9 protein-coding genes are annotated in these 21039 nt (G+C 48.8%); 3 read left to right on the top strand and 6 right to left on the bottom strand.

Annotation, left to right across the window (positions count from 1 at the left end; all coding sequences use genetic code 11):
• Position 1: 1 nt before the first annotated feature.
• Together AB6805_RS28875 and AB6805_RS28870 are read right to left on the bottom strand one after the other, a co-directional pair.
• Positions 2-2014 carry a RagB/SusD family nutrient uptake outer membrane protein gene (locus AB6805_RS28875; protein ID WP_370912906.1) on the bottom strand — a complete coding sequence of 671 codons (2013 nt, stop codon included), beginning with the start codon at positions 2012-2014 and terminating at the stop codon, positions 2-4.
• A 42-nt stretch (positions 2015-2056) separates the two neighbouring features.
• Positions 2057-5293, bottom strand: coding sequence for a SusC/RagA family TonB-linked outer membrane protein (locus AB6805_RS28870; protein ID WP_370912905.1), 3237 nt, complete (start codon positions 5291-5293; stop codon positions 2057-2059).
• A gap of 449 nt (positions 5294-5742) precedes the next feature.
• Here AB6805_RS28870 and AB6805_RS28865 point away from each other — a divergent pair, with 449 nt between their 5' ends.
• From AB6805_RS28865 to AB6805_RS28855, 3 genes are read left to right on the top strand one after another with little or no spacing between them, the layout of a single operon-like run.
• Complete coding sequence (locus AB6805_RS28865; RefSeq protein WP_370912904.1) at positions 5743-8367, top strand: alpha-L-fucosidase; 2625 nt, start codon at positions 5743-5745, stop codon at positions 8365-8367.
• 6 nt (positions 8368-8373) lie between these two features.
• Positions 8374-11115: a hypothetical protein gene (locus tag AB6805_RS28860; protein ID WP_370912903.1), complete on the top strand. Its 2742-nt coding sequence runs from the start codon at positions 8374-8376 to the stop codon at positions 11113-11115.
• A gap of 12 nt (positions 11116-11127) precedes the next feature.
• Positions 11128-12138, top strand: coding sequence for a GntR family transcriptional regulator (locus AB6805_RS28855; RefSeq protein WP_370912902.1), 1011 nt, complete (start codon positions 11128-11130; stop codon positions 12136-12138).
• Between the two features lie 16 nt (positions 12139-12154).
• Here AB6805_RS28855 and uxuA read toward each other — a convergent pair whose 3' ends face one another.
• From uxuA to AB6805_RS28835, 4 genes are read right to left on the bottom strand one after another with little or no spacing between them, the layout of a single operon-like run.
• The gene (uxuA, locus tag AB6805_RS28850; protein ID WP_370912901.1) at positions 12155-13324 is read right to left on the bottom strand and encodes a mannonate dehydratase; all 1170 of its coding nucleotides are present in this window, start codon (positions 13322-13324) and stop codon (positions 12155-12157) included.
• A gap of 33 nt (positions 13325-13357) precedes the next feature.
• A complete protein-coding gene (gene galB / locus AB6805_RS28845; protein ID WP_370912900.1) occupies positions 13358-16120 on the bottom strand; it encodes a beta-galactosidase GalB in 2763 nt (920 codons plus the stop codon).
• A 30-nt stretch (positions 16121-16150) separates the two neighbouring features.
• Positions 16151-17839, bottom strand: a complete 1689-nt coding sequence (locus AB6805_RS28840; protein WP_370912899.1) for a RagB/SusD family nutrient uptake outer membrane protein — start codon at positions 17837-17839, stop codon at positions 16151-16153.
• A gap of 23 nt (positions 17840-17862) precedes the next feature.
• Complete coding sequence (locus AB6805_RS28835) at positions 17863-20934, bottom strand: SusC/RagA family TonB-linked outer membrane protein (protein ID WP_370912898.1); 3072 nt, start codon at positions 20932-20934, stop codon at positions 17863-17865.
• Between the last annotated feature and the right edge of the window lie 105 nt (positions 20935-21039).

The raw sequence follows: 21039 nt of genomic DNA, 5'->3' as shown, positions 1-21039 counted from the left end.
GTTATTTAAGCGGGTCGAAAGAACCCGGACCGGTAAAGCCATCCCAGTCCTTTGTTTGTTCCAGGTATGGTGCATTGTTAAGAATCGTTTGATTTAATCCGAAGAAATAATATTGATTATACCAGGTAAACTTCCAGTCGTTCTTAGTCGGATCCAGGTCATCTTTCTCTATCACCTCAAAATAATTATCATACAGGTAATCTACATACTCATCCTGGTTGGTGATGCCCGGCGGGAAAGCAGCCGGCTCACGATCAGCCAGCACTTTGCCACTGCCGCCATGTTGCGGTGCATAAAGCGGGTCCTGGTTGTTGCCGCCGGTATACTTTGTACCATCGGTATTTTTTACATAGATAAAAATGCCTGTTCTGCGGGTGCCGTTTAAAGGGGGAACACCCAAACGGGCACAGGTGCCATTATCATTATTAAACAGCAACCAGCGCCGCAGGTCCCAGAAACGTTTTCCTTCGTAAGCCAGTTCTATTTTCCTTTCGTTCAGTACAGCCGCAAAAGCCGGATCAGCGCCGGCGATACCGCTTAAACCATAGGCACCATCGAGGTTTTCCACGCCTGCTCTTTCCCTGATCGTTTTAACGTAATCCAGTCCCTCGCCGATATTATCCATGCCGATCGCGCTTTCCGCCAGGTTAAGGATTACTTCCGCGAAGCGCAGTTCTATAAAATCAGTACCGCTGGTTTTGAAGTTACCCACTGCATTGCTGGCGTTACCGGTAGTGGCTTTACGGATATACACGCCGCTGCTGTTAGTGCCGCGCTGCTCTGTTGTGGAAGCAGGCGTTGCGGCAGATGCGTTGGCAAACCAGCGGTAGCTCCACAGCCTGTACTTTGAATTTTCCTTGAATGGCCACATGCTTCCGTTATAGGCGAATGTTTTGTAAAAACGGGGATCCCTGTTTTTATAAAACTTTTTAGCCTCATAGGTGTAGGATGATTGCCCCGGCATTTTACCATCTTTCATTGGGAAAGCGTCCAGCATTTGTTTGGTAGGACTCAGGGATCCATCGCCAAATATTTCTTTGGGCCTGGCTGCATTTTCCCATCCGTTCCATTTCTGCACCTGGTCGGAGATCACGTTATTAAACCCGAACACCAGTACGGCTTCGGGGTTGTTGGCTTCTGCCAGGAACATATTTTCCCAGGCAGTGCCATCAGACAGGTTCCCTGTTTTGTATAAACCAAATCCGTTGGCTTCCAGTAACAACTTTGCAGCGAGATTGGCATCATACGACTTTTTCCAACGGGCCTTGTCGTTGTTACGGTTAAACTGCGGGCTTGCCCAGGTAAGCAGTACACGCCCTTTCATGGCTGCTGCTGCGCCGCTGGTAATTCTTCCCCAATCGGCGCCGGAGGGCCATTTGCCCGGCAGCATGGCCATGGCTGAATCTAAATCGGCCGAGATCTGATCAATACATGCAGAAGTAGCGCTGCGTGGAATCTGGAGATTTTCTCCTGCCCCTACAATGGGGTCCTGCGCGTGCAACACCAGCGGAACGCCGCCATAAAGTCTTACAAGGTCGAAGTACTGCCAGGCGCGCCAGAAATATAATTGTCCCTTTAATTTGTTCCGGGTATACAGCGGCAGGCCGTATTGATCTACCTGGTCGAGGAACAGGTTGATCTGCTTCATCCTGGTCCAGGTGTTGTTGTTAACGCCTGAAGCAAGCGGCACGCCGAAATAAGGCAACGCATGTGCATTCAGGTAAGAAACAGCCGGCCATAATTTGTTCCAGTTGGTTTCACCAGGCAGTTCCTCTGTGGTTTGGGTAAACTGGTTATTGTTGGTGGCGAGGTTCCAGGCGAGCGACTGCGCGTTACCCGCAGGCAGGAACATACCGTATATGTAGTCCACGTAAGCCTGGGCCAGTGTAGAGTCCTGGAATACCTGTTCGTTTACACCACCCAGGTCGCGCTTCTCTTCCAGGAAGTCTTTTTTACAGGCTGCCAGCGCCGACAACACGAAGGCGGTAGCGATTAATGTTTTACTATATTTCATGATTTTATTTATCATAACGTTATAGATCAATTCGTAAACGAATCAGAGTGTCAGATTTACACCTAAAGAATAAGTTCTCAGGTTTGGAAAAACATCATAAGCGCCTTCTGCTGCTTTATAATCGAACGGATTGAAGAACTGCACCGGGTTCAACATCGACAGGATAAAACGGGCGTTATTGATGCGCAATGCCTTTATAACGCGCGGCGGCAGGCTGTAATTCAGGTTCACACTTCTCATTCCCATCCTGAAAGCGCTTACTTTCCAGAAGGTAGAGGCACGGTCAAGACTGATACTTTCCCAGTTTGGGTTTGGATACTTTCCATCGGGATTTATCTCCGGATCATAGATATCTTCCCAGTAAGCGGGCCTGCTCTGGAAGTTCCGGTCGATGGCATTATCCATCTTCTCCCTGGAATCACCGTCAATTTCCGCCCAGCCACCGAAAGAGCCGCCAATTACGCAATCGAACCCGATGCCTTTATAATTGGCTTTAAAAGTGAAGCCAAAGCCGTAGTGGTTATTGGCTTTTTTCGCCAGCCGGATCTGGTCATTTTCATCAATGATACCATCCGGTCCTCCAAAGGTGCCATCTGTTTTCAGCGCTCCTCTTACATCGCGGTAGTATAACATACCGGGCTTCAGATCTTTTGCTTCCGTACCAAACACGGAAGTAATGTTATATTGTTTTACATAAGCATCAATATCTCCCTGGGTTTTGAACATACCCTGGTAATCGTATCCCCACATGCCGTTATCATCCGATTGGCCCTGTTGTTTATTCCAGGGATAGTAAGCATCTGTAGCGGCGAAATTTCCCTGTTTCCATTTGTTATCATACCAGGAAAAACGGGCATCCACACCATAACTAAAATCTTTACTGATCCTGTCGTTCCAGCCCAGGCTTACTTCATAGCCGAAGAAGTCCATCTTGCCCCAGTTCTCTGCCGCCACACTTCCACCTACGGTGAGTGGCGCCGTAGCCGTTCTTTCCATCAATAAATCTGTTCCTTTGTTATAGAATCCTTCCATGGTAAGGGAGAGGCGGTTTTGCAGGAAACGCGCGTCTATGCCAAGATTATTTTTGAACTCATTACTCCAGGTAGCATTCCTGTTAGGCGAGGCTTCCATCTTCATACCTGTTGTTACATCTGCATTACCGCCGAACACGGCTCCTTTCCCGCCCTGGAAGCTGTAGCGCTGCCGCCACTGCCATGCCTTTGTATCATCTTTACCTAGCAGACCCGCAGAGTATCTTAGTTTGAGATAATTAACTGTAGAAGATTTAAAGAAAGATTCATTAGAGATTACCCAGCCGGCTGACAAAGAATAAAATGAACCCCAGTAATTTTCGGGTGCGAAATGGGTGGAAGCATCTGTGCGGAACAGGAATTCGGCCAGGTACTTATCTGCGTAGCTGTAATTAACGCGACCTATATAACCCAGGGTACCGGATTCCGCTCCTGATGTTCTGCCGTCGATGGCGCCGAAAGCGCTGCCGAACTGGCCATTGGTACCGGCTATCGGTTTTTCTTTCCATACATCTTCCTGTTTTACATAGGCTTCTCCTTTTTCAACAGAGAACAGGCCGCTGATATTATGTTTTCCGAATGCACGCGCATAGTTGAGCGTGAAGTTTACCTGTTCTGATTCTCCGTTTGAATTGGAGTAATAGAGCCGGTTACCATTTTCGTACGTTGCGCCCGGTAATTTCACCGTGGCCCCGTCATCATAGATATGTGCGTTGGTGCCGGTACGGTTGAAATCATAGAGCTTATAGGTGGTGCCTATCTGTGAAGCGTTTGTCCCGGTAAAGTAGCGCGCATAGTTCACCCTGGCCTTTAATCCTTGCAGAAAAGGGAGTTCATATTCCGCGTATGCATTTACCGCGAGTGTTTTATCTTTTGTTTCTGAGAGATTTTTCAATCTTTCAATTTCATAAAAATGATAGCCGGAGAGTTTATCACTGCCAGGTATTTTCACCGGGTAGCCATCTACGTAAGACGGGATGTAACGGGGTGCGAGCAACAGGTTGCGGTAGTCATTTTCCTCGTTTTCGTTGCCTATTTTGTTATAGGTCCTCACCTGGTCCGACCAGTTGCCGGATACCTGCAATCCCACCTTCAATCCTGAAGCTACGGTGATATCCCCGCCTGCGCGGAAGGTCCATTTTTTATAATCGAGACTGCTCAGATTTCCATTCTGCGAATAGTAGGATCCGCTGGCAAAAAAGGTAGATTTTTCCGTTCCACCGCTGATGTTCAGTGTATGGCGGGTGTTGGAAGAACTTTGCCACACGGGATCGAGCCAGTCGTGGTTAATTGTTTTAAAATGTTCCAGTTCATCGGCGGAGAAAAACGCGTTCTGATCTGTCGTGTCTTTATTTTCGCCATAGGGTCCGTTCATGATATTGATATACTGCGCATAGCCGTAAGCGCTGAGCATTTTGGTGCGGTAGCTTTCATCGTTGATACCATAGGAGCCACTGTAGCTGATCCGGGGCGCGCCTGCGCGGCCGCGTTTGGTAGTTACCAGCACTACGCCGTTTGCCGCCCTGGAGCCATAAATCGCTGCGGAGCCATCTTTCAGGATGCTGATACTTTCCACTTCGGAGGGGTCGAGGTTATTGAATTGTTCCGCATCATTTTTACCGTCGCCGGTCACCTGGATCACGCCGTCGATTACATACAGCGGGTCTGTGGAGCCACCATCTTTCGCGAAGGTGGCAGGATTCCTGATCGTTAATGTGGCCTGTGAGCCCGGCCGTGCGGTACCTCCACTCACGGATAGGCCGAGCACGCGGCTCCGCAGCGCGGCGCCAAGATTGCCCACCGGCAGGTCTTCCACCTCTTTGGCTTTGATAGTAGTGATAGCGCCGGTTAAATGTCCTTTTGTTTGTGTGCCGTAACCTACTACTACTGTTTCGGAGAGATCTGTAGTGCCGTTTTTCATGGTAACGTTCACCATCTGGCGGTCGTTCACCGGTACTTCTACCGGGGCGTGGCTGATAAATGAAAACACCAGCACCGATTTGCCGTTGGGCACCTGGATGGTGTAATTGCCATCGGCGTTGGTGATGGAGCCTTTTGAAACGCCTTTAACCCGGACGGTAACGCCGGGAATTTCTTCTCCTTTATCTGATAAAACTTTTCCTCTTACGGTGATAGGGGCTGCCGTTTGCGCGGATACAGCAGGGATGCAGGCACATATATAAAAGAATAGCAGTAATAGGATCGCCCCTGTGGTAAATGGCTTACCAGGAAGTAGCTGATTAATCATTGATTGAATGATTTAGATGGACAATAAGAGTTGACAGAATAGATTAGTGTCTATCAGACAATAATAACATTGCAGACAGGAATGGAATTTTTATTTTTCATAACAAAGGAATTTTTATGGTCTTTCCTTTTACAATCAGAGACGCTGTTCCCCTCTGATAATTACTCCCGGAATTCTTGAGGAGTATATCCTGGGATCAAGCTAGAAAAATATTTACTTAAAAAAGGTATATCACCCGTTTTTTTTTACGCAATCGTTGCCGGCATCGTTGCCGGGAATCTATTTTGGAAAAAAGTATACCATAGTATACCATAGTTCATAAAAAACACTATCTTGGTAAAAGTTGAGGTGATTAAAAAAGTTTACCCGTCACATTCACTATTTATATTTTTATTATCAACCTGGTCTTCCTCTTACAATCCTGACTGCTGTTTCATTAAATCCAGGTTATGAAGAATACAATGCTGTTTAAATACCGGCAGGGGTTACTACTGCTATTGATCATCTTATTTCACCAGTTATCATCTGCTCAAAAAAATATTGTTTATCAACCTGAGTGGAATTCACTTCAGCAACATAAAGAAGTGCCGGAATGGATCCGTGATGCGAAATTTGGCATTTACTGCCATTGGGGCGTGTATACTGTTCCTGCATATAATAATGAACATTACTATTCGCATATGCATGCCGATTCCGGTTATTCCAAACTGGGCACGTACCAGCGGCATATCGCGTTATATGGACCATTGTCAAAATTTGGTTACCATGATTTTATCCCGATGTTCAAAGGGGAATATTTCAATGCAGATGAATGGGCCGACCTGTTTGTAAAAAGCGGGGCGCGGTTTGCCGGGCCTGTAGGTGAGCATCACGACGGGTTTGCCATGTGGGATAGTAAGCTGACACCTTTTAACGCCAAACAAATGGGCCCCCATCGCGATGTGGTAGGTGAACTGGAAAAAGCCATCCGTAAAAGAGGCATGAAGTTTTTCGTGTCATTGCATCATGAACTGAACTACGGTTATGTAAAGCCCAAACCCGGATGGGCAGCGGCAGATCCAAAATATGCCAAACTATATGGCACGCCCATGCCGCATGAGGCATGGCTGAAGATGTGGCAGGGAAAGTGTAATGAAGTAGTGGATAAATACCATCCCGACATCATGTATTTTGACTCCTGGCTGGAAAATATCCCGGAGCAATACATCAAAGGATACCTGGCGCATTACTTTAATGATGCCGGGCAACGCGGACAGGACGTAACAATGACCTACAAAGGAAATGATATACCGGAGGGCATCGGGATGGTGGATCATGAAAATAGCAACCCGGACCACATTATCACTCAACCCTGGCTCTGCGATTATTCCATTGGCACCGGCTTTGCCCTGTCGTGGGGATATACAGCGGGAATGGAGATCCGCTCCCCAGAGGAAATAGTGCACAAGATCATTGAAGTGGTAAGCAAGAACGGGCAACTGCTGCTGAACTTATCTCCAACATCCGACGGCCGCATTCCGCAAAACCAGCAGGAAGTAATGTTCCGCGTAGGCAAATGGATGTGGGCCAATGGCGAAGCAATTTATGGTACCCGTCCTTTTAGCGTGTACGGAGAAACCACCGGAGAGGGCCAACGGGTACACTATACCCGTAAAGGAGATACGCTGTACGCTGTTTTCCTGGACTGGCCGGGCGATAATAAGACGGTGCATCTGAAGGCGCTGAATAACGCCAGTATGGGCGGCGGCATACAATCGCTGCAGCTGCTGGGATTAAAATCGCTGGAGAATTGTCCTTTCCGCATGGAGGAACAGGGACTGGTACTCACGATTCCTGCGAAAACCAGGATACCTTCCGACATCGCCTATGTTTTCAGGATTGTACTTAAAGATTCTAATCATAACGTGAACGAGAACGGGCAACAAATGTCCCAATCGCAGGGGAACCATGCACAGGCAGGTTCCCCTTTTTTTAAAACTGAAACACCACTGTTTGATATTATAGACGGTCCGGATACGCCGGTGATCAATGAAGGCATGCCCGGTACAGCCGGCATCCAGGGCGGCTTTGAAGGAGGCGCCTGTGTAAAGGTGAATGGCACCTATCATTTGTTTCCTACCGAAAGAGCGGGGCAGGCAGGTATGCCGCTGTACTACGACCGGGTGAAAACACGCATCGGGCATTGGACCAGCACGGACGCCATACACTGGAAACGGCAGAAAACACTTTACCAGGCCAGCGGGCAATATGCGCTGACAGCAGACGATAATCCTGTAAACGACCGTCGCGCTGCACTCTGGTCGTTTATCCCCGTATACAACGAAACGCATCAACGCTGGTATGGCTATTATCTTGCCTATACCGTACATAAAGATATTGAGCCGAATCATTCCTTTGGGAGGATCTGGCGCGCGGAATCAGTGAAAGAAGGAATAGGAGGCATTGGCGGGCCTTATACAGACAAAGGTATTGTGATGGAACCCGGCCTGGATACACAACTCTGGGAAGGTCGCCAGGGCGTGGCTTCCTTCTTTCCATATCCTGTTGGGAAGGAATGGTTCTCGTTTTATGCAGGCGCCTACCCTTACGCCAGGCAGGAAGACTATCCCGCAAAATCAGGCAAAGGCTGGTTCATTGGCCTCGCCCGGTCTTCTTCCCTGGAAGGGCCGTGGACCCGCATGGACAGCAGCATAAATCCTGTGACTTCCATTCATCCCTGGTTTGTTGAAAACCCGCTTGTCAGTAAACTGCCCAACGGACTATACATCGCTATTTTTGACGGCGGCCCGGAGGGATTCGGATTACACCTTCCTAACATGATGGGCTATACGCTTTCCAAAGATGGTCTTCACTGGACCGCTGCACGTTACTTACCAATCCAGGCCAAAGTAAAAAAGTGGTGGGATATTATGAGAACGCCGCTTTGCCTGATACCGGAAGGAAACGACAATTATACCATACTATACGCCGCCATTAATAATGATAAACGTTTTCATCCCATCGGTATGGTCCGCGTAAAACTGAACCGCCAGGCACTGGAAGAAATAGGAAATAATATCAGCACTACGAACTAAACAGGTATGAAACGATTTTTCAGCATTCTATTTTTCGTGGGCCTGTTGCCGTTATATGTCTCCGGTCAGGCCGGCCGCAATAAATCCATATGGCTGGTAACCGGCCCCCACCCTGCTGCCAGGGTGCAATACGGCATGGAACAATTAAGCAAAGCCCTTCAGGCAGTTGGATACAATGTTCAGACTACCACGCAGCGCAATCTGCCTACGGGTGCATCCACAATAGTAATAGGTACACTGTCCGATACACTTACCCAAACGGCTATACGCCGGTTTAAATTCTCCGGTAACAACATACCCGGCAAAGAAGGGTTTGTGATCACTACCGGCAAACAACATGCACTGATAGCAGGCGCCGACAACAGCGGTACCTTATACGGCTGCCTCGAAATGGCCGGCAGGATCCGCACGGCGGGAGCGTTGCCCACCGGGCTAAATATCACCGACCAACCGGAGATGGTATTGCGCGGCACCTGCATTGGTATACAAAAAACCACTTACCTGCCGGGTAGGAATGTATATGAGTATCCATATACGCCGCAGGAATTTCCGTGGTTTTATGATAAGGCATTGTGGATTCAATACCTGGACATGCTCGCCGCCAACCGCATGAATTCCCTCTACCTGTGGAATGGTCATCCGTTTGCCTCACTGGTGCGCCTGAAAGATTATCCCTATGCGGTGGAAGTAGACAGCGCCACCTTCCAGAAGAATAGGGAAATGTATCATTTCCTGACAACGGAAGCCGACAAACGCGGCATATGGGTGATCCAGATGTTTTACAATATTATCCTGTCGAAACCCTTTGCAGAAAAGCATGGTCTTGTTACACAGGACCGCAAACGGCCGGTAACACCGCTTATTTCAGATTACACCCGTAAGTCCATTGCCGCCTTTGTAGCGGAATATCCCAACGTAGGGTTGCTGGTAACATTGGGAGAAGCCATGAGTGATGAAGATGACGTGAAATGGTTTACAGAAACCATTATCCCCGGTGTAAAGGATGGATTACACGCATTAGGTAAAACCACTCTCCCACCTATTGTGCTGCGCGGACATGATACCAATCCGCAACAGGTAATGCAGGCAGCCCTTCCGTTATATCCTAACCTCTATACCGAAAATAAATACAACGGCGAAGCATTAACCACCTATACCCCGCGGGGACCATGGGCCGCCATGCACCGGGATCTTAGCCGGTTGACTGTTGACATCGACAATGTACATATCCTCGCCAACCTGGAACCTTTCCGCTATGGCGCCACTACGTTCATTCAAAAATGCGTGCAGGCCATGCATAGCATCCACGGGGCCAACGGCCTGCACCTGTATCCGCAGGCATCTTACTGGGACTGGCCGTATACCGCGGATAAAGCAACGCCGCGTTTGTTGCAGGTAGATCGTGACTGGCTCTGGTACCAGGCCTGGGCGCGGTATGCCTGGAACTGTCACCGCAACCGGGAGGAGGAAAACCGTTATTGGAGCGGCTTACTGGATACACAATTCGGCGGCCAGGAATCCGGCAAAAATATACTGGAAGCCTATGAACAGGCCGGGGAAATAGCCCCCAAGCTCTTGCGGCGTTTTGGCATTACTAACGGTAACCGGCAAACGCTCACACTGGGTATGCTGATGAGCCAGCTCGTGAATCCTTCCAGGTGGCGTGTATGGGCCGACCTCTATGATTCCGACGGTCCTGCAGGAGAAACGCTGACTACCTATGCTGAAAAGGAATGGCTACATCAGTCGCATACCGGAGAAACACCTGTGCAGGTTATTACGGAAATTACCCAACACGGCGACCGCGCAGTAGCAGCTATTGAAAAAGCAGCTGCCACCGTGCAGCAAAACTCCGCGGAATTTGCGCGCATAAAAAATGACATGTACTGCTACCAGGCGCTGGCCCGTTACTTTAATGCGAAAGTACAGGCGGCCTTATATGTATTGCGGTACCGGTATTCGCATGATAACGGCGACCTGCAGAAAGCCCTGCCCTACCTGCAACAAAGCGTGGCGCACTATAAAGAGCTGGCAGACCTCACGAAGGACACCTATCTCTATGCCAACAGCATGCAAACCCAGCAAAGAAAAGTGCCCGTTGGCGGCGATAACGGGAAAAATAAAACATGGGTAGAACTCCTGCCATATTATGAAGCAGAATTGCGTCACTTTACACAACATCTTGATTCACTCAAAAACATATCACCACATGATAGTAACGCTAACGGGCACACGATAATCACCCGGTTGCACCCGGCGCAGGTTAACTTCTTACATCCTGCTAACGGTTATTATCAGCCGGTGGCGCAACAACGCCCGTTTACAGACAAAGACGTTCGCATACAAACCGCCGACCCGGCATTAAGCGGCTTGCAGGCATTGCCCTTTTCCATGCAGCAACAACAGGAAAAAGGCACTATACTTCAATTCAGTAATACACAACCGGTAAAAGCAGTAATAGGATATTTTGACACGAAAGAAAAAAACTACCTGCGGCCACCTGATCTCGAAACAGATGCCAGCGCCGACGATCACGGGCAAGCCGCCATCAGGATGGCGCATGCCTTAACTATTCCATCCCTTCCACCGGTGAACCTGCACACGTATTATTTTGATGCGGGGAAGCATACCCTTATATTGGGTAAAGGCGCCTGCCTGGTGTTGGGCTTTATGGATGGCAAACAGGAGATCAGCGCCGGTGTCGCAGCAGACAGCGTTCAGCGCCTGGATTGGTTATTTGAAGAATAAACATCGCAACATATGAAGTCAATTATTTCACTCGATCACACTTCCGAGGCCCCCAAATATCAACAGATCATACAATCTATTATCAATGCGATCGATAACAACCAGTTAAAGATCGGTGACAGGCTCCCTTCTGTAAACCAGGTGAGCGACAACACCGGCATTGCCCCCAAAACCGTTATGCAGGCCTTCCGCAGCCTGAAACAAGCGGGACTGGTATCAGCAGTGCAGTATAAAGGATTTTTTGTAGCCAGCACCAATACGCAATCGAGGCACAACATCTTTGTATTGTTCAACAGCCTGACGGCCTATAAAGAAGAAATATATGAAAGCATTAAAAATACGATAGCCGGCAAAGGCACCGTGAATATTTACTTCCACCATAACAATGTGGCATTGTTTAATACACTGCTGGCGCAAAGTAACGGCAAATACACGGCGTACATTATTATGCCTATTAAAGATAAAGACATTGCGGCTTCATTAAAGCAATTGCCGCAGCAGAAGGTTTATATTCTTGATCTTGGCTACCGCGACTGGGGCGCCAGGTATCCTTCTGTTTGCCAGTATTTCCATGAAGATATTTACCAGGTGCTCCAGCAGCACTTAACAAAGATCCGTCGCAAGTACAACAAGCTGGTCCTGGTAATGGGACCTGCCTTCTATAACCTCAAGCAAATTGAGAACGGCTTCCGGCTGTTCTGCAGGGAATCTGGTATCCGCTCAGCGGTGGTTACACATGTTGGCAATAAGCCACTGGCAACCGGGGAACTATATATACTGGTACACGACGGGGATCTTGTGCATCTTGTAAAACGGATCACCGCCTTATCCTTTAAGCTTGGAAAAGATATTGGCATCATTTCCTATAATGAGATCCCCATTAAAGAAATTGCTGCCAATGGTATTGCCACCATTTCCACTGATTTTACAAAGATGGGGACCGATATCATTAACATGGTGCTTAATAAAAAGAAACAGCATTTAAAAAATCCCTGCAAACTGATAGAGCGGCCCTCGTTTTAAGTTACTAATCAGCGTGTCACTGCTGGAGTACACGGGCAAGGCCCGTTTGCAGCCCCCGGAGTTCAGCAAGCCCCTTTAGTCGCCCTATGCAGGAATAACCCGGATAGGTGGTCTTATTCAAATCGTCCAGCATCTGGTGGCCATGATCGGGCCGCACCGGCAGGGAAATATTCCGCTGTTGCATCAGCAGCAATAATTCGCGGACAATAGTCACCATATCAGCATCTCCATCTAAATGAGTTGCCTCAAAAAAGTTCCCGGATTCATCTCGCCGGGTATTGCGCAGGTGAAGAAAGTGGATGTGTGCGCCCAATCGCTGAATGATCCCCGTAAGATCGTTACCCGGCCGTACACCCAGTGAGCCGGTACAGTAACACAGCCCGTTTGCCGGTGACGGAACCGCGTTCACAATGTCAAGTAAATCCGCTTCCGAACTGACTACGCGGGGTAACCCCAACACCGCATAAGGCGGATCATCCGGGTGTATGGCCATCTTCAGGCCCAGTTGTTCCGCCACCGGCACCACTTCTTTCAAAAAATAAATTAAGTGCTCCCTTAATGTGGAGGCGTCAATATCTTTATAGGTTTCCAGCGCCGCCAGAATTTCTTCCGGCGAAAAGCGGCCGGTGCTGCCGGGCAGTCCCAGCAACGCATTCCGGAATACTTCGTTTTGTTGTGCTTCGGTGTGCGTATGCAGCCATCTTTCCGCTGCTTCAATTTCAGCAGCGCTGTAATCCTTCTCTGCCTGATTTCTTTTCAGCATAAAAAGATCAAAGGCTACAAAAGCGGCGCGTTCATAATAGAGCGCTTTACTTCCATCGGGCATCGTGTAGCTGATATCTGTACGGACCCAGTCCAGCACCGGCATGAAGTTGTAGGTGATCACCTGTATGCCGCAGGCGGCAAGGTGTTGTAAACTCTGCTTATAATTTTCTATATGAACCTGGTAATGCCCACTGCGCCGTTTTATGTCCTCACTAACGGGCAGGCTCTCCACCACCGTCCAGCTCATGCCTTCGGCTTCAATGAGGGATTTCCGCTGCTGAATTTCTGCCACAGGCCAAACATCTCCCACAGGGATGTGATGCAATGCGGTAACAACACCTGCACAACCACATTGCCGGATGTCTTTTAAACTGACGATATCATGCGGCCCAAACCAGCGCATGGTTTCATGCATTAACATAGCGATTCTATTTTACTAAAGAAATGTTGCCTATTAGGGCACGTTTAATATCACCTGTGCCGGCGTTAAGCCGGATGATTGCGCCGTTACTTTTATGGGTCCCGTTGTTCCCGGCTTTGCGCGTACAATGACCATTGCCAGCCCGTTAAATGCTTTTCTTTCTGTAGCAAAAAAAGATTGCAGATCGGCCGGATCACCATTGTCGGTGGCGACAATTTCTCCTGGCCCGGATACCTCAAAGCGGATCCGGTTGCAGGCCCGCGGTGCGGATACGCCTGCGTTGTCGAGCACACGAAGGGTTATAAATGAAAGATCTTTTCCATCGGTACGGATATTATCCCGGTCGGCGATCAGCTGCAACTGCGCCGCCACACCGGCTGTTTTTACCGTATCGGCGGCCCATAGCATACCGTTTTTGTAGGCCACTACTCTTAATACACCGGGTTGGTAAACAACACTGTCCCAGCGGAGGCGATAGGTATAAGGGGCCTTCTTCTTCCTACCCAGCGATACTTCATCCAGGAACAGCTCCGCTTCATCTCCCGATGTAAACACATGTACAGGTGTGATGGCGCCCACGCGCTCCGGCCATGTCCAGTGTGGCAGGATATGCGCCATTTTATAATCAGGCCGCCATCTGGATTGATACAGGTAAAAGCGATCCTTTTTAAACCCGGCCAGGTCTACAATGCCGGAATAAGAACTGCGTGCGGAATAATAAGGCGTGGGTTCTCCAAGGTAATCAAAACCCGACCATACAAATTCGCCGGCTACATAAGGATGCTTGTCCTGCGATGCAAATACTTTATCGGGCGATGCCCCAAATGCAGCCGTATAAAGCTCATAGGCGCTTACCTGTTGCAGCTTACCGTTGCCGCCCGTTCCTTCACCAACAGGCGCACTGTTACCCTCAAATACAGGGAATACATACGTGCCACGGGTACTCAATGCGGATGCGGTTTCACTGCTGAAGATCATTTTACCGGGAAATTGTTGTTGAAAGGCGGGATACAGCGGGGATGTACGGATGCCCTGCAATTGCTGATAGGCAGGCGCATCCCGTATTCCTTCTCCCTGGTAATTCAAACTCAATATATCCATTACAGCAGGAAAAGGCATACCCGGCTTCGCATAGTTCATAGATGCAGTGGCCGGCCGGGTGCTGTCTTCTTCCTTTACAATATCATACAGCTTTTTTGCAATCGCCGCTCCCTGTTCGGCTGTATACTGCTCCCCTACTTCATTCCCAAAGCTCCAGGCAATCACCGAAGGATGGTTCCTGTCTCTCCTGATAAAAGCCCTGGTATCGGGTTCATACCAGTCAGGGAAAATCAGGTGGAAATCCAGCGGTGTTTTTTTCCTTTCCCAGTTATCAAATATCTCATCAATTACCAGGAAGCCCATCCGGTCTGTTAAATCCAGCAGCTCCTGCGCCGGCGGATTATGCGCCAGCCGGATGGCATTGCAGCCAAGTTCCCGGAGTATTTCCAGTTGTCTTTCTGCTGCCCGTACATTAAATGCCGCGCCTAATGCGCCCAGATCGTGATGCTGGTTAACACCCTGTATGCGAACCCGCGCACCATTTACCAGGAGGCCTTTTACTGCATCGAATGTAAGTGCGCGGATACCGAAACTGGTGCGATACTCATCCAGCGGCTTGCCGTTGGAGATGATATGTGTAACTGCTGTATAAAGATGGGGCTTCTGCGTTGGCGGCGGCCCCCACAGCTGTGGGTGTTGCAGTATCACGGAACCTGCAGCCTTGTGCGTGGCGCCGGCTTTCAGCGTAACCGCTGATGCAGGTATAGTTGCTACTTTTTTCCCGGCAGTGAAGATGTCCGTGATCACTTCGATCTGCTGCTCATGGTTCGATTTATTGCTGACCTGAACCACTACATCGACCGTAGCAGATGAGGCAGAAACATTTTTAGTGGTAACAAAGGTTCCCCATTGCGCCACCTGCACCGGGTTTACTTTCGTGAGCCACACATTGCGGTAGATGCCCCCTCCGGGGTACCAGCGGGCTGAATTAGTGGGATTGTCCAGCCGTATGGCCAGTTGATTATCCCCGCCGGGATTGATATACGGTGTGAGGTCCAGCCGGAAGGAGTTGTACCCATAAGGCCATCCACCCACCAGGTGGCCATTCAGCCAAACCATGGTATAAGACATGGCGCCATCGATGTCCAGGTAAATAACTTTTCCTTTATCGGCAGCGGGGATATCCAGTTTCCTGCGATACCAGGCCACTCCGTGAACAGGCAGCCTGCCCATTCCACCGCCGACGATGGCATCGGGTTCACTGTAAAACGGTCCTTTGATGGCCCAGTCGTGCGGCAACTGTACGGACTCCCAGTTATGATCATCGAAATTACTTTGTACAAACGGAAAATCAGCGCCCGGTTTACCTTGCGGGCGCTGATGTTGTTTGGCAGGATCGGCAATAAAATCATTGCCGGAAGGCAGGATCCAATTCTTTAACACCTGCGAGGAGGCGTTTACCGCCACTGATTCGGTTGGCCTGGAATCTGCTACCACATTATCGTTCCGGTCGGTCACCTCCGGGCGCACATCATAAATCAGTTTATCCGGTTCCCCGGTATACCGGAAAAATTTCCAGTCGTTGTTGATGCTAATGTGCTCCCTGAGCGACGTTGATTCCTGGCTTACGCTATTTGCATCCTGCACCGGCCGGGCGCTTTTACAGCTACTCCCTATCCATGCGCTGAATAACAGCATATAAACAGTGCCACGAAACACATACCGGAACATCCCCGGCCATAAATTAACATGCATGTATCCAGGTTTATCTTCTTAAAAATACGACTAATTGTAACCCGGATTTTGCTCCAGTACGGCGCTTCTGTTTCTTTCAATTTCACCCTGTGGAATCGCCCAGAGGTTAAAGCGTGGTTCCATATTCGCACCGTAAAAAGGATTATACCTTTTCACCCGGTCATACAGTTTACCCAGGCGCATCAGCGTCAGCATTCTTTTTTCTTCTACTCCTAATTCTCTTAATCTTTCATCGAGAATATAATCAATCGTCACATCTCCTGCCAGCACCGGTGAAGCATTGGCGCGTGAACGCACTACGTTTATATCCGCTGCGGCAGCGCCGGCATTGCCCAGGCCAAGGTAGGCTTCTGCTCTCAGCAAATAAGTTTCAGCCAGCCGGAAAATATACTGGTCGGCAAACGTACCGCCTGCCGTGGCTTTCAACTCATATTTTTTGATAGGGTCAGATGAACCCGGATTTACGTAGAGTGAAGCAGGGTGATTAAACGGCGTGGTAGCCTTCGACTGATACGGATAAAACACCCTTGAAGGAAAAGTGATGTTAGCGCCCGGAGGAGGATTTTGTGTAGAAATTTTTTGTCCGAAAAACGGGCTTGCCGGGTTGGTAGCCACCACTTCTCTTACGAAATTGTGATTGGCATTCCGGATATCATTATTAAAATCACTTTGCCATACTTCATCGGCAAAATGTTTTGAGGGCTGTAAAAAACCAACGCCCCTGCCACCGGTATAATCGCCGATAGGCCATTGAAACAATGCCACCCCGTTTACCCGCATATCGCGGTACAACGGCACGTGTACGCGCTCCAGCTGGTAGTTGCCCGCCATGGCGGTGGACACAGCAGATCCGCCCTGCACATCTGTTTCAAGCTGCACTACCCAGATCGCTTCTGTATTGTTGGCAGTTTTCCTGTTTTGATTTTTTGCCTGGAACAGGTCCCAGTATACATCGCCGGGGGTAACGGTTGACCGTGAACCAAACCGGGTTTTCATCAGGTCGGTGGCTGGATCATCAATCACTACAGATGCCGCAGTTACCGCGTCCTGGAACTTACCGTTGGCAAGGCATACTTCCGCCAGCAGGTGCTGCGCAGCAAGGTTGGATGCTTCACCATCTTTCACTGCGGTAATCCCGGGCAGGTTGGCAGCCGCAAATTTCAGGTCGGCTGTTATCTGCGTTAAAACTTCCTGTTTTGTGGCCCTTACAAAATCTGTTTTCTCTCCTATTATTTCATTCAGTACCAATGGCACACCGCCATATAGATATACCAGCGTTCTGTAACCCAATGCACGAAAGAACTTTGCTTTCGCTTCAAACATTACTTTGTTGGCATCCGACAGCTGCGAAGCGGGAATGCGGCTGATAATGGTGTTGGCTTCTGCTACAATTTTATATAGCTGGCTCCAGTGGTTATTGGTGAGTACCCCGTTTGATCCAAATTCTGCAGAAAGATTAGGATTACTACCTACTGCTACTTCCACGGCCAGATCTGTTCTGTATAGATAATGCATAGGCTGCCAGTCGCTGGAGGTATAAAACTCGCTTCTAACCAACCCGTACAGGTTATTTACTGATGCATCAAAATCTTCCGTTGTTTTAAAGGCATTGGAAGTACTGAGGAACGACAGCGCTTTTTCATCCAGGAAATCATGCTTACAGGAAGTCGCGGGTGAACAAAGCATTAATACGAGTGATATCCGATATAATGTCTTCATAAAAAATATTTTTACAACGTGGATTAATAAACAATACTCAGACCTACGGTGAAACCTCTCAGGACGGGCCTTCCGCCGATGATCAATCCCATAGGATTACCATCGTTGTCGTTGGCTTCAGGGTCCCAGCCTTCCCAGTTGGTCCAGGTATAAAGGTTTTTACCACTCACGTACAGGTTGATCGATTGTGCCTTGAATTTCTTCAGCAGCGAGGTGGCGAGGTTATAAGACAGCGACACATCCTGCAGTCTTACAAAGCTTCTGTCCTGGTACATGTTAGGTTCAATCTTCGCACGGGAGCCGGAGATATTCCTTGGATATTTACCCGTTGGATTGGAGGGCGACCAGAAGTCGATGCCCTGCAGGTTATTCACTCTGATGCTGTTGTCTTCCCGGAAAAACGACGGGTTGTTATTGCCGAGGTATCCATCTTTACCACCCTGCACTGAATTCAGGAATAAGGTAAGGGTAAAAGCTTTGTAGGAAAATGTCTGCAATAAGCTCATGCGATAGGCAGGCTCCTGCCGGCCGAGAAACACTCTGTCGGCCTGCTGGGTGATATCATTGTCTTTGTTTTGATCTACGATCCTGACGGAGCCCACCGGGAAGCCTGGAATCCTTGTATCATTGAGCTGATAGATCCCATCTAATTTATAGTCGTATATGGCCTTGATGGATTTACCGACAAACAATGAACTTGACACGAGGTCGTCTTCTTTGCCATCTCCGTTAGCATCCACACCTGTAAGCGTAACGATCTTGTTATTGTTAGCGGAGAAATTAAAGGAGGCAGACCATTTGAAATCCTTTTTGTCTATGACGTTGTAGTTTAAAGCGGCTTCAAAGCCGGCGTTACGGATCTGGCCGAGATTCGTATAAATATTGCTAAAGCCGGTTACGCCGGGAATAGCCACGCTGTACAACAAATCGTAGGTATTATTCCGGTAATAGTCTAAACTGCCACTCAGCCTGCTGTTGAAGGCGGCGAAGTCAACGCCCACATTCATTCCCTTTGTACGTTCCCACTTCAGGTTATCGTTTCCTAATGAGGCTACCTGCTGACCAAATGCGGTGGTACCGCCATCGCCATATACATACGCAGCGCTGGTGGTTACCCTTGCAATGGAAGTATAGCGCGATGTTTGGTTGCCTGTTACGCCGTAACCGGCGCGTAGTTTAAGGTAGTTGAACGGCGTTACGCCCTTCATGAAATTTTCTTCTGATGCTATCCAGCCGAGTGCCAGTACAGGGAAGGTGCCATATTTATTATTCTTTGCAAATCCCGAAAAACCGTCGCGGCGCAGTATGGCGGTCAGCAGGTATTTATCCCGGAATTTATAGTTGACGCGCGCCATCTGGTAGGCCAGGTTTTCTTCCCATGCATCCGACTGTGCCAGCTGGATGTTGCCCTGGGAAAGGTTGTTGTAGCTAAGTGTCAGCCGCGGAAATCCTCTCGCTTCAGAAAGGGTGCTGTTGAACTTTCTTCCTACGGCGCCATATAATAACGTAGCGGTGATATCATGACTGCCAAAGGTTTTGGAATAAGTAAGAATATTATCAAAGGTATAATCATAATAATCCTGGAACTCTTTGTAGGCCCTTCCTGTTAGTCCTGCGTCATAGATACTGGAAAAGAAGTGTTTTGATAAGCGGTAGTTGTTACCAAAGTTCATCCGGTAGTTGAGTCCTTTCAAAAAAGGAAAGTCTATGTCCGTGTATATATTGGCGAAATAATAGTTTGTTCTGTCGTAGTCGTCTACGTTATAGGTGGTGAATGGATTTGGCTCCAGCGTATTCATCGGAAACGGTATCAGTTTACCGGCGGTATCATATGGAACGATGAGGGGCGTCATGCGTTGCAGGCTGCCGAAAGACGGCTCTGCGCCATCCTGGTTGATAAACGCCGCGGAGGACAGCAGGCCCACTTTCCACCAGGATAAAGGCCTAGTTTCGATGTTGGCGCGGATAGATTTTCTTTTAAATTTATCGTTGATGATAAAACCTTTCTGCTCTACCAGGCTGCCGGACAGCAAATAGGTAACGCGGTCGCCGCCGCCGGAGATGCTGAGGTTAGTTTCCCCGATCGTGCCGGTGTTGGTGCCTTCTCCAAACCAATCGTAGTTATTGGGCAGCAGTCCGCCTTGCGGGCTGCGGATACTGTTATCTGCCACGTCTTCAATTTTGAAGTTGGGGTTAGGTGTTGTATAATCCGGGCCCAAGTAAGCTTTATCGTAAAATGCTTCTTTCAGATAGTTAAGATATCCTTCCCGGTCGTATGGTTTCAGGTTGCCGACGGTTGGGTATTGGTTGGTATAGGAAGTAGAAAATGAGATGCGTGGTTTCTGGTTGATCTTTCCTTTCCTCGAAGTAATCAGTATCACCCCGTTGGAGGCTTGTGCGCCGTAAACCGCGGTGGAGCTGGCATCTTTCAGTACATCAATGGTAGCGATGTCGTCGGGGTTGATGTAAGAAAGGGAGCCGGTGTATTGAATACCATCGAGAATGATCAGCACGTTCTGGTTACCGTTGAGTGTTACGCGGCCCCTGATGGAAATGGGTGGGGTGCCGCCGGCAACGGTAGCGATGCCTACGTTTAATCCTGGCACGGTTCCCTGCAGGTACTGACCTATATTGGTGTTGGGCGCTTCACGCAGTGTTTCCAGGTTTACGCTGGCTACGGCGCCGGTTAAGTCCTTTTTTCTTTGCGTTCCATATCCTACCACTACCACTTCCCCGATATCCTTTGTGGCGGGGATAAGTTGCACTTTTATGTTGGTATTGTCTTCCACCCGGATTTCCTGGCTGGCGTATCCGATGCTGGAAATAATAAGGACAGCACCTTTGGCGGCTACCACAGAAAATTCACCGTTGGCATTGGTCGTTTGTCCTTTGTTAGTGCCTTTTATGGCTACGGAGGCGCCGAGAACGGGATCGCCGCCATCGCCGGTAACGCGTCCGTGGATCGCTTTATCCTGTGCCAATGAAAGAGGCGGCCTGGCTAGAAGGCAGGCGGTAAAAAGAGCGATTGTCAATATGCGGCTGATTGACAGCCTGACTATGCCCTGTTTGTGCTTTAATTTTTCAGTTTTTTTCATAACGATTAATGTCGTTTAGACAATTATAAAAAATGGAAAAGGAAGAGATGGAGTCTGTCTATCGTGGTTGCTCCTTTTTATTAAGCTATAAATTGATCAGGGACG

The sequence above is a fragment of the Chitinophaga sp. RCC_12 genome (assembly GCF_041360695.1).
Lineage (GTDB): Bacteria > Bacteroidota > Bacteroidia > Chitinophagales > Chitinophagaceae > Chitinophaga.
This window is presented reverse-complemented; position numbering and strand designations above follow the sequence as displayed.

What these genes read in the sequence shown, in the direction of transcription:
- AB6805_RS28875 (WP_370912906.1), bottom strand. Translation starts at nt 2,014, where the DNA reads ATGAAATATAGTAAAACATTAATCGCTACCGCCTTCGTGTTGTCGGCG.
- AB6805_RS28870 (WP_370912905.1), bottom strand. Translation starts at nt 5,293, where the DNA reads ATGATTAATCAGCTACTTCCTGGTAAGCCATTTACCACAGGGGCGATC.
- AB6805_RS28865 (WP_370912904.1), top strand. Translation starts at nt 5,743, where the DNA reads ATGAAGAATACAATGCTGTTTAAATACCGGCAGGGGTTACTACTGCTA.
- AB6805_RS28860 (WP_370912903.1), top strand. Translation starts at nt 8,374, where the DNA reads ATGAAACGATTTTTCAGCATTCTATTTTTCGTGGGCCTGTTGCCGTTA.
- AB6805_RS28855 (WP_370912902.1), top strand. Translation starts at nt 11,128, where the DNA reads ATGAAGTCAATTATTTCACTCGATCACACTTCCGAGGCCCCCAAATAT.
- uxuA (WP_370912901.1), bottom strand. Translation starts at nt 13,324, where the DNA reads ATGTTAATGCATGAAACCATGCGCTGGTTTGGGCCGCATGATATCGTC.
- galB (WP_370912900.1), bottom strand. Translation starts at nt 16,120, where the DNA reads ATGCATGTTAATTTATGGCCGGGGATGTTCCGGTATGTGTTTCGTGGC.
- AB6805_RS28840 (WP_370912899.1), bottom strand. Translation starts at nt 17,839, where the DNA reads ATGAAGACATTATATCGGATATCACTCGTATTAATGCTTTGTTCACCC.
- AB6805_RS28835 (WP_370912898.1), bottom strand. Translation starts at nt 20,934, where the DNA reads ATGAAAAAAACTGAAAAATTAAAGCACAAACAGGGCATAGTCAGGCTG.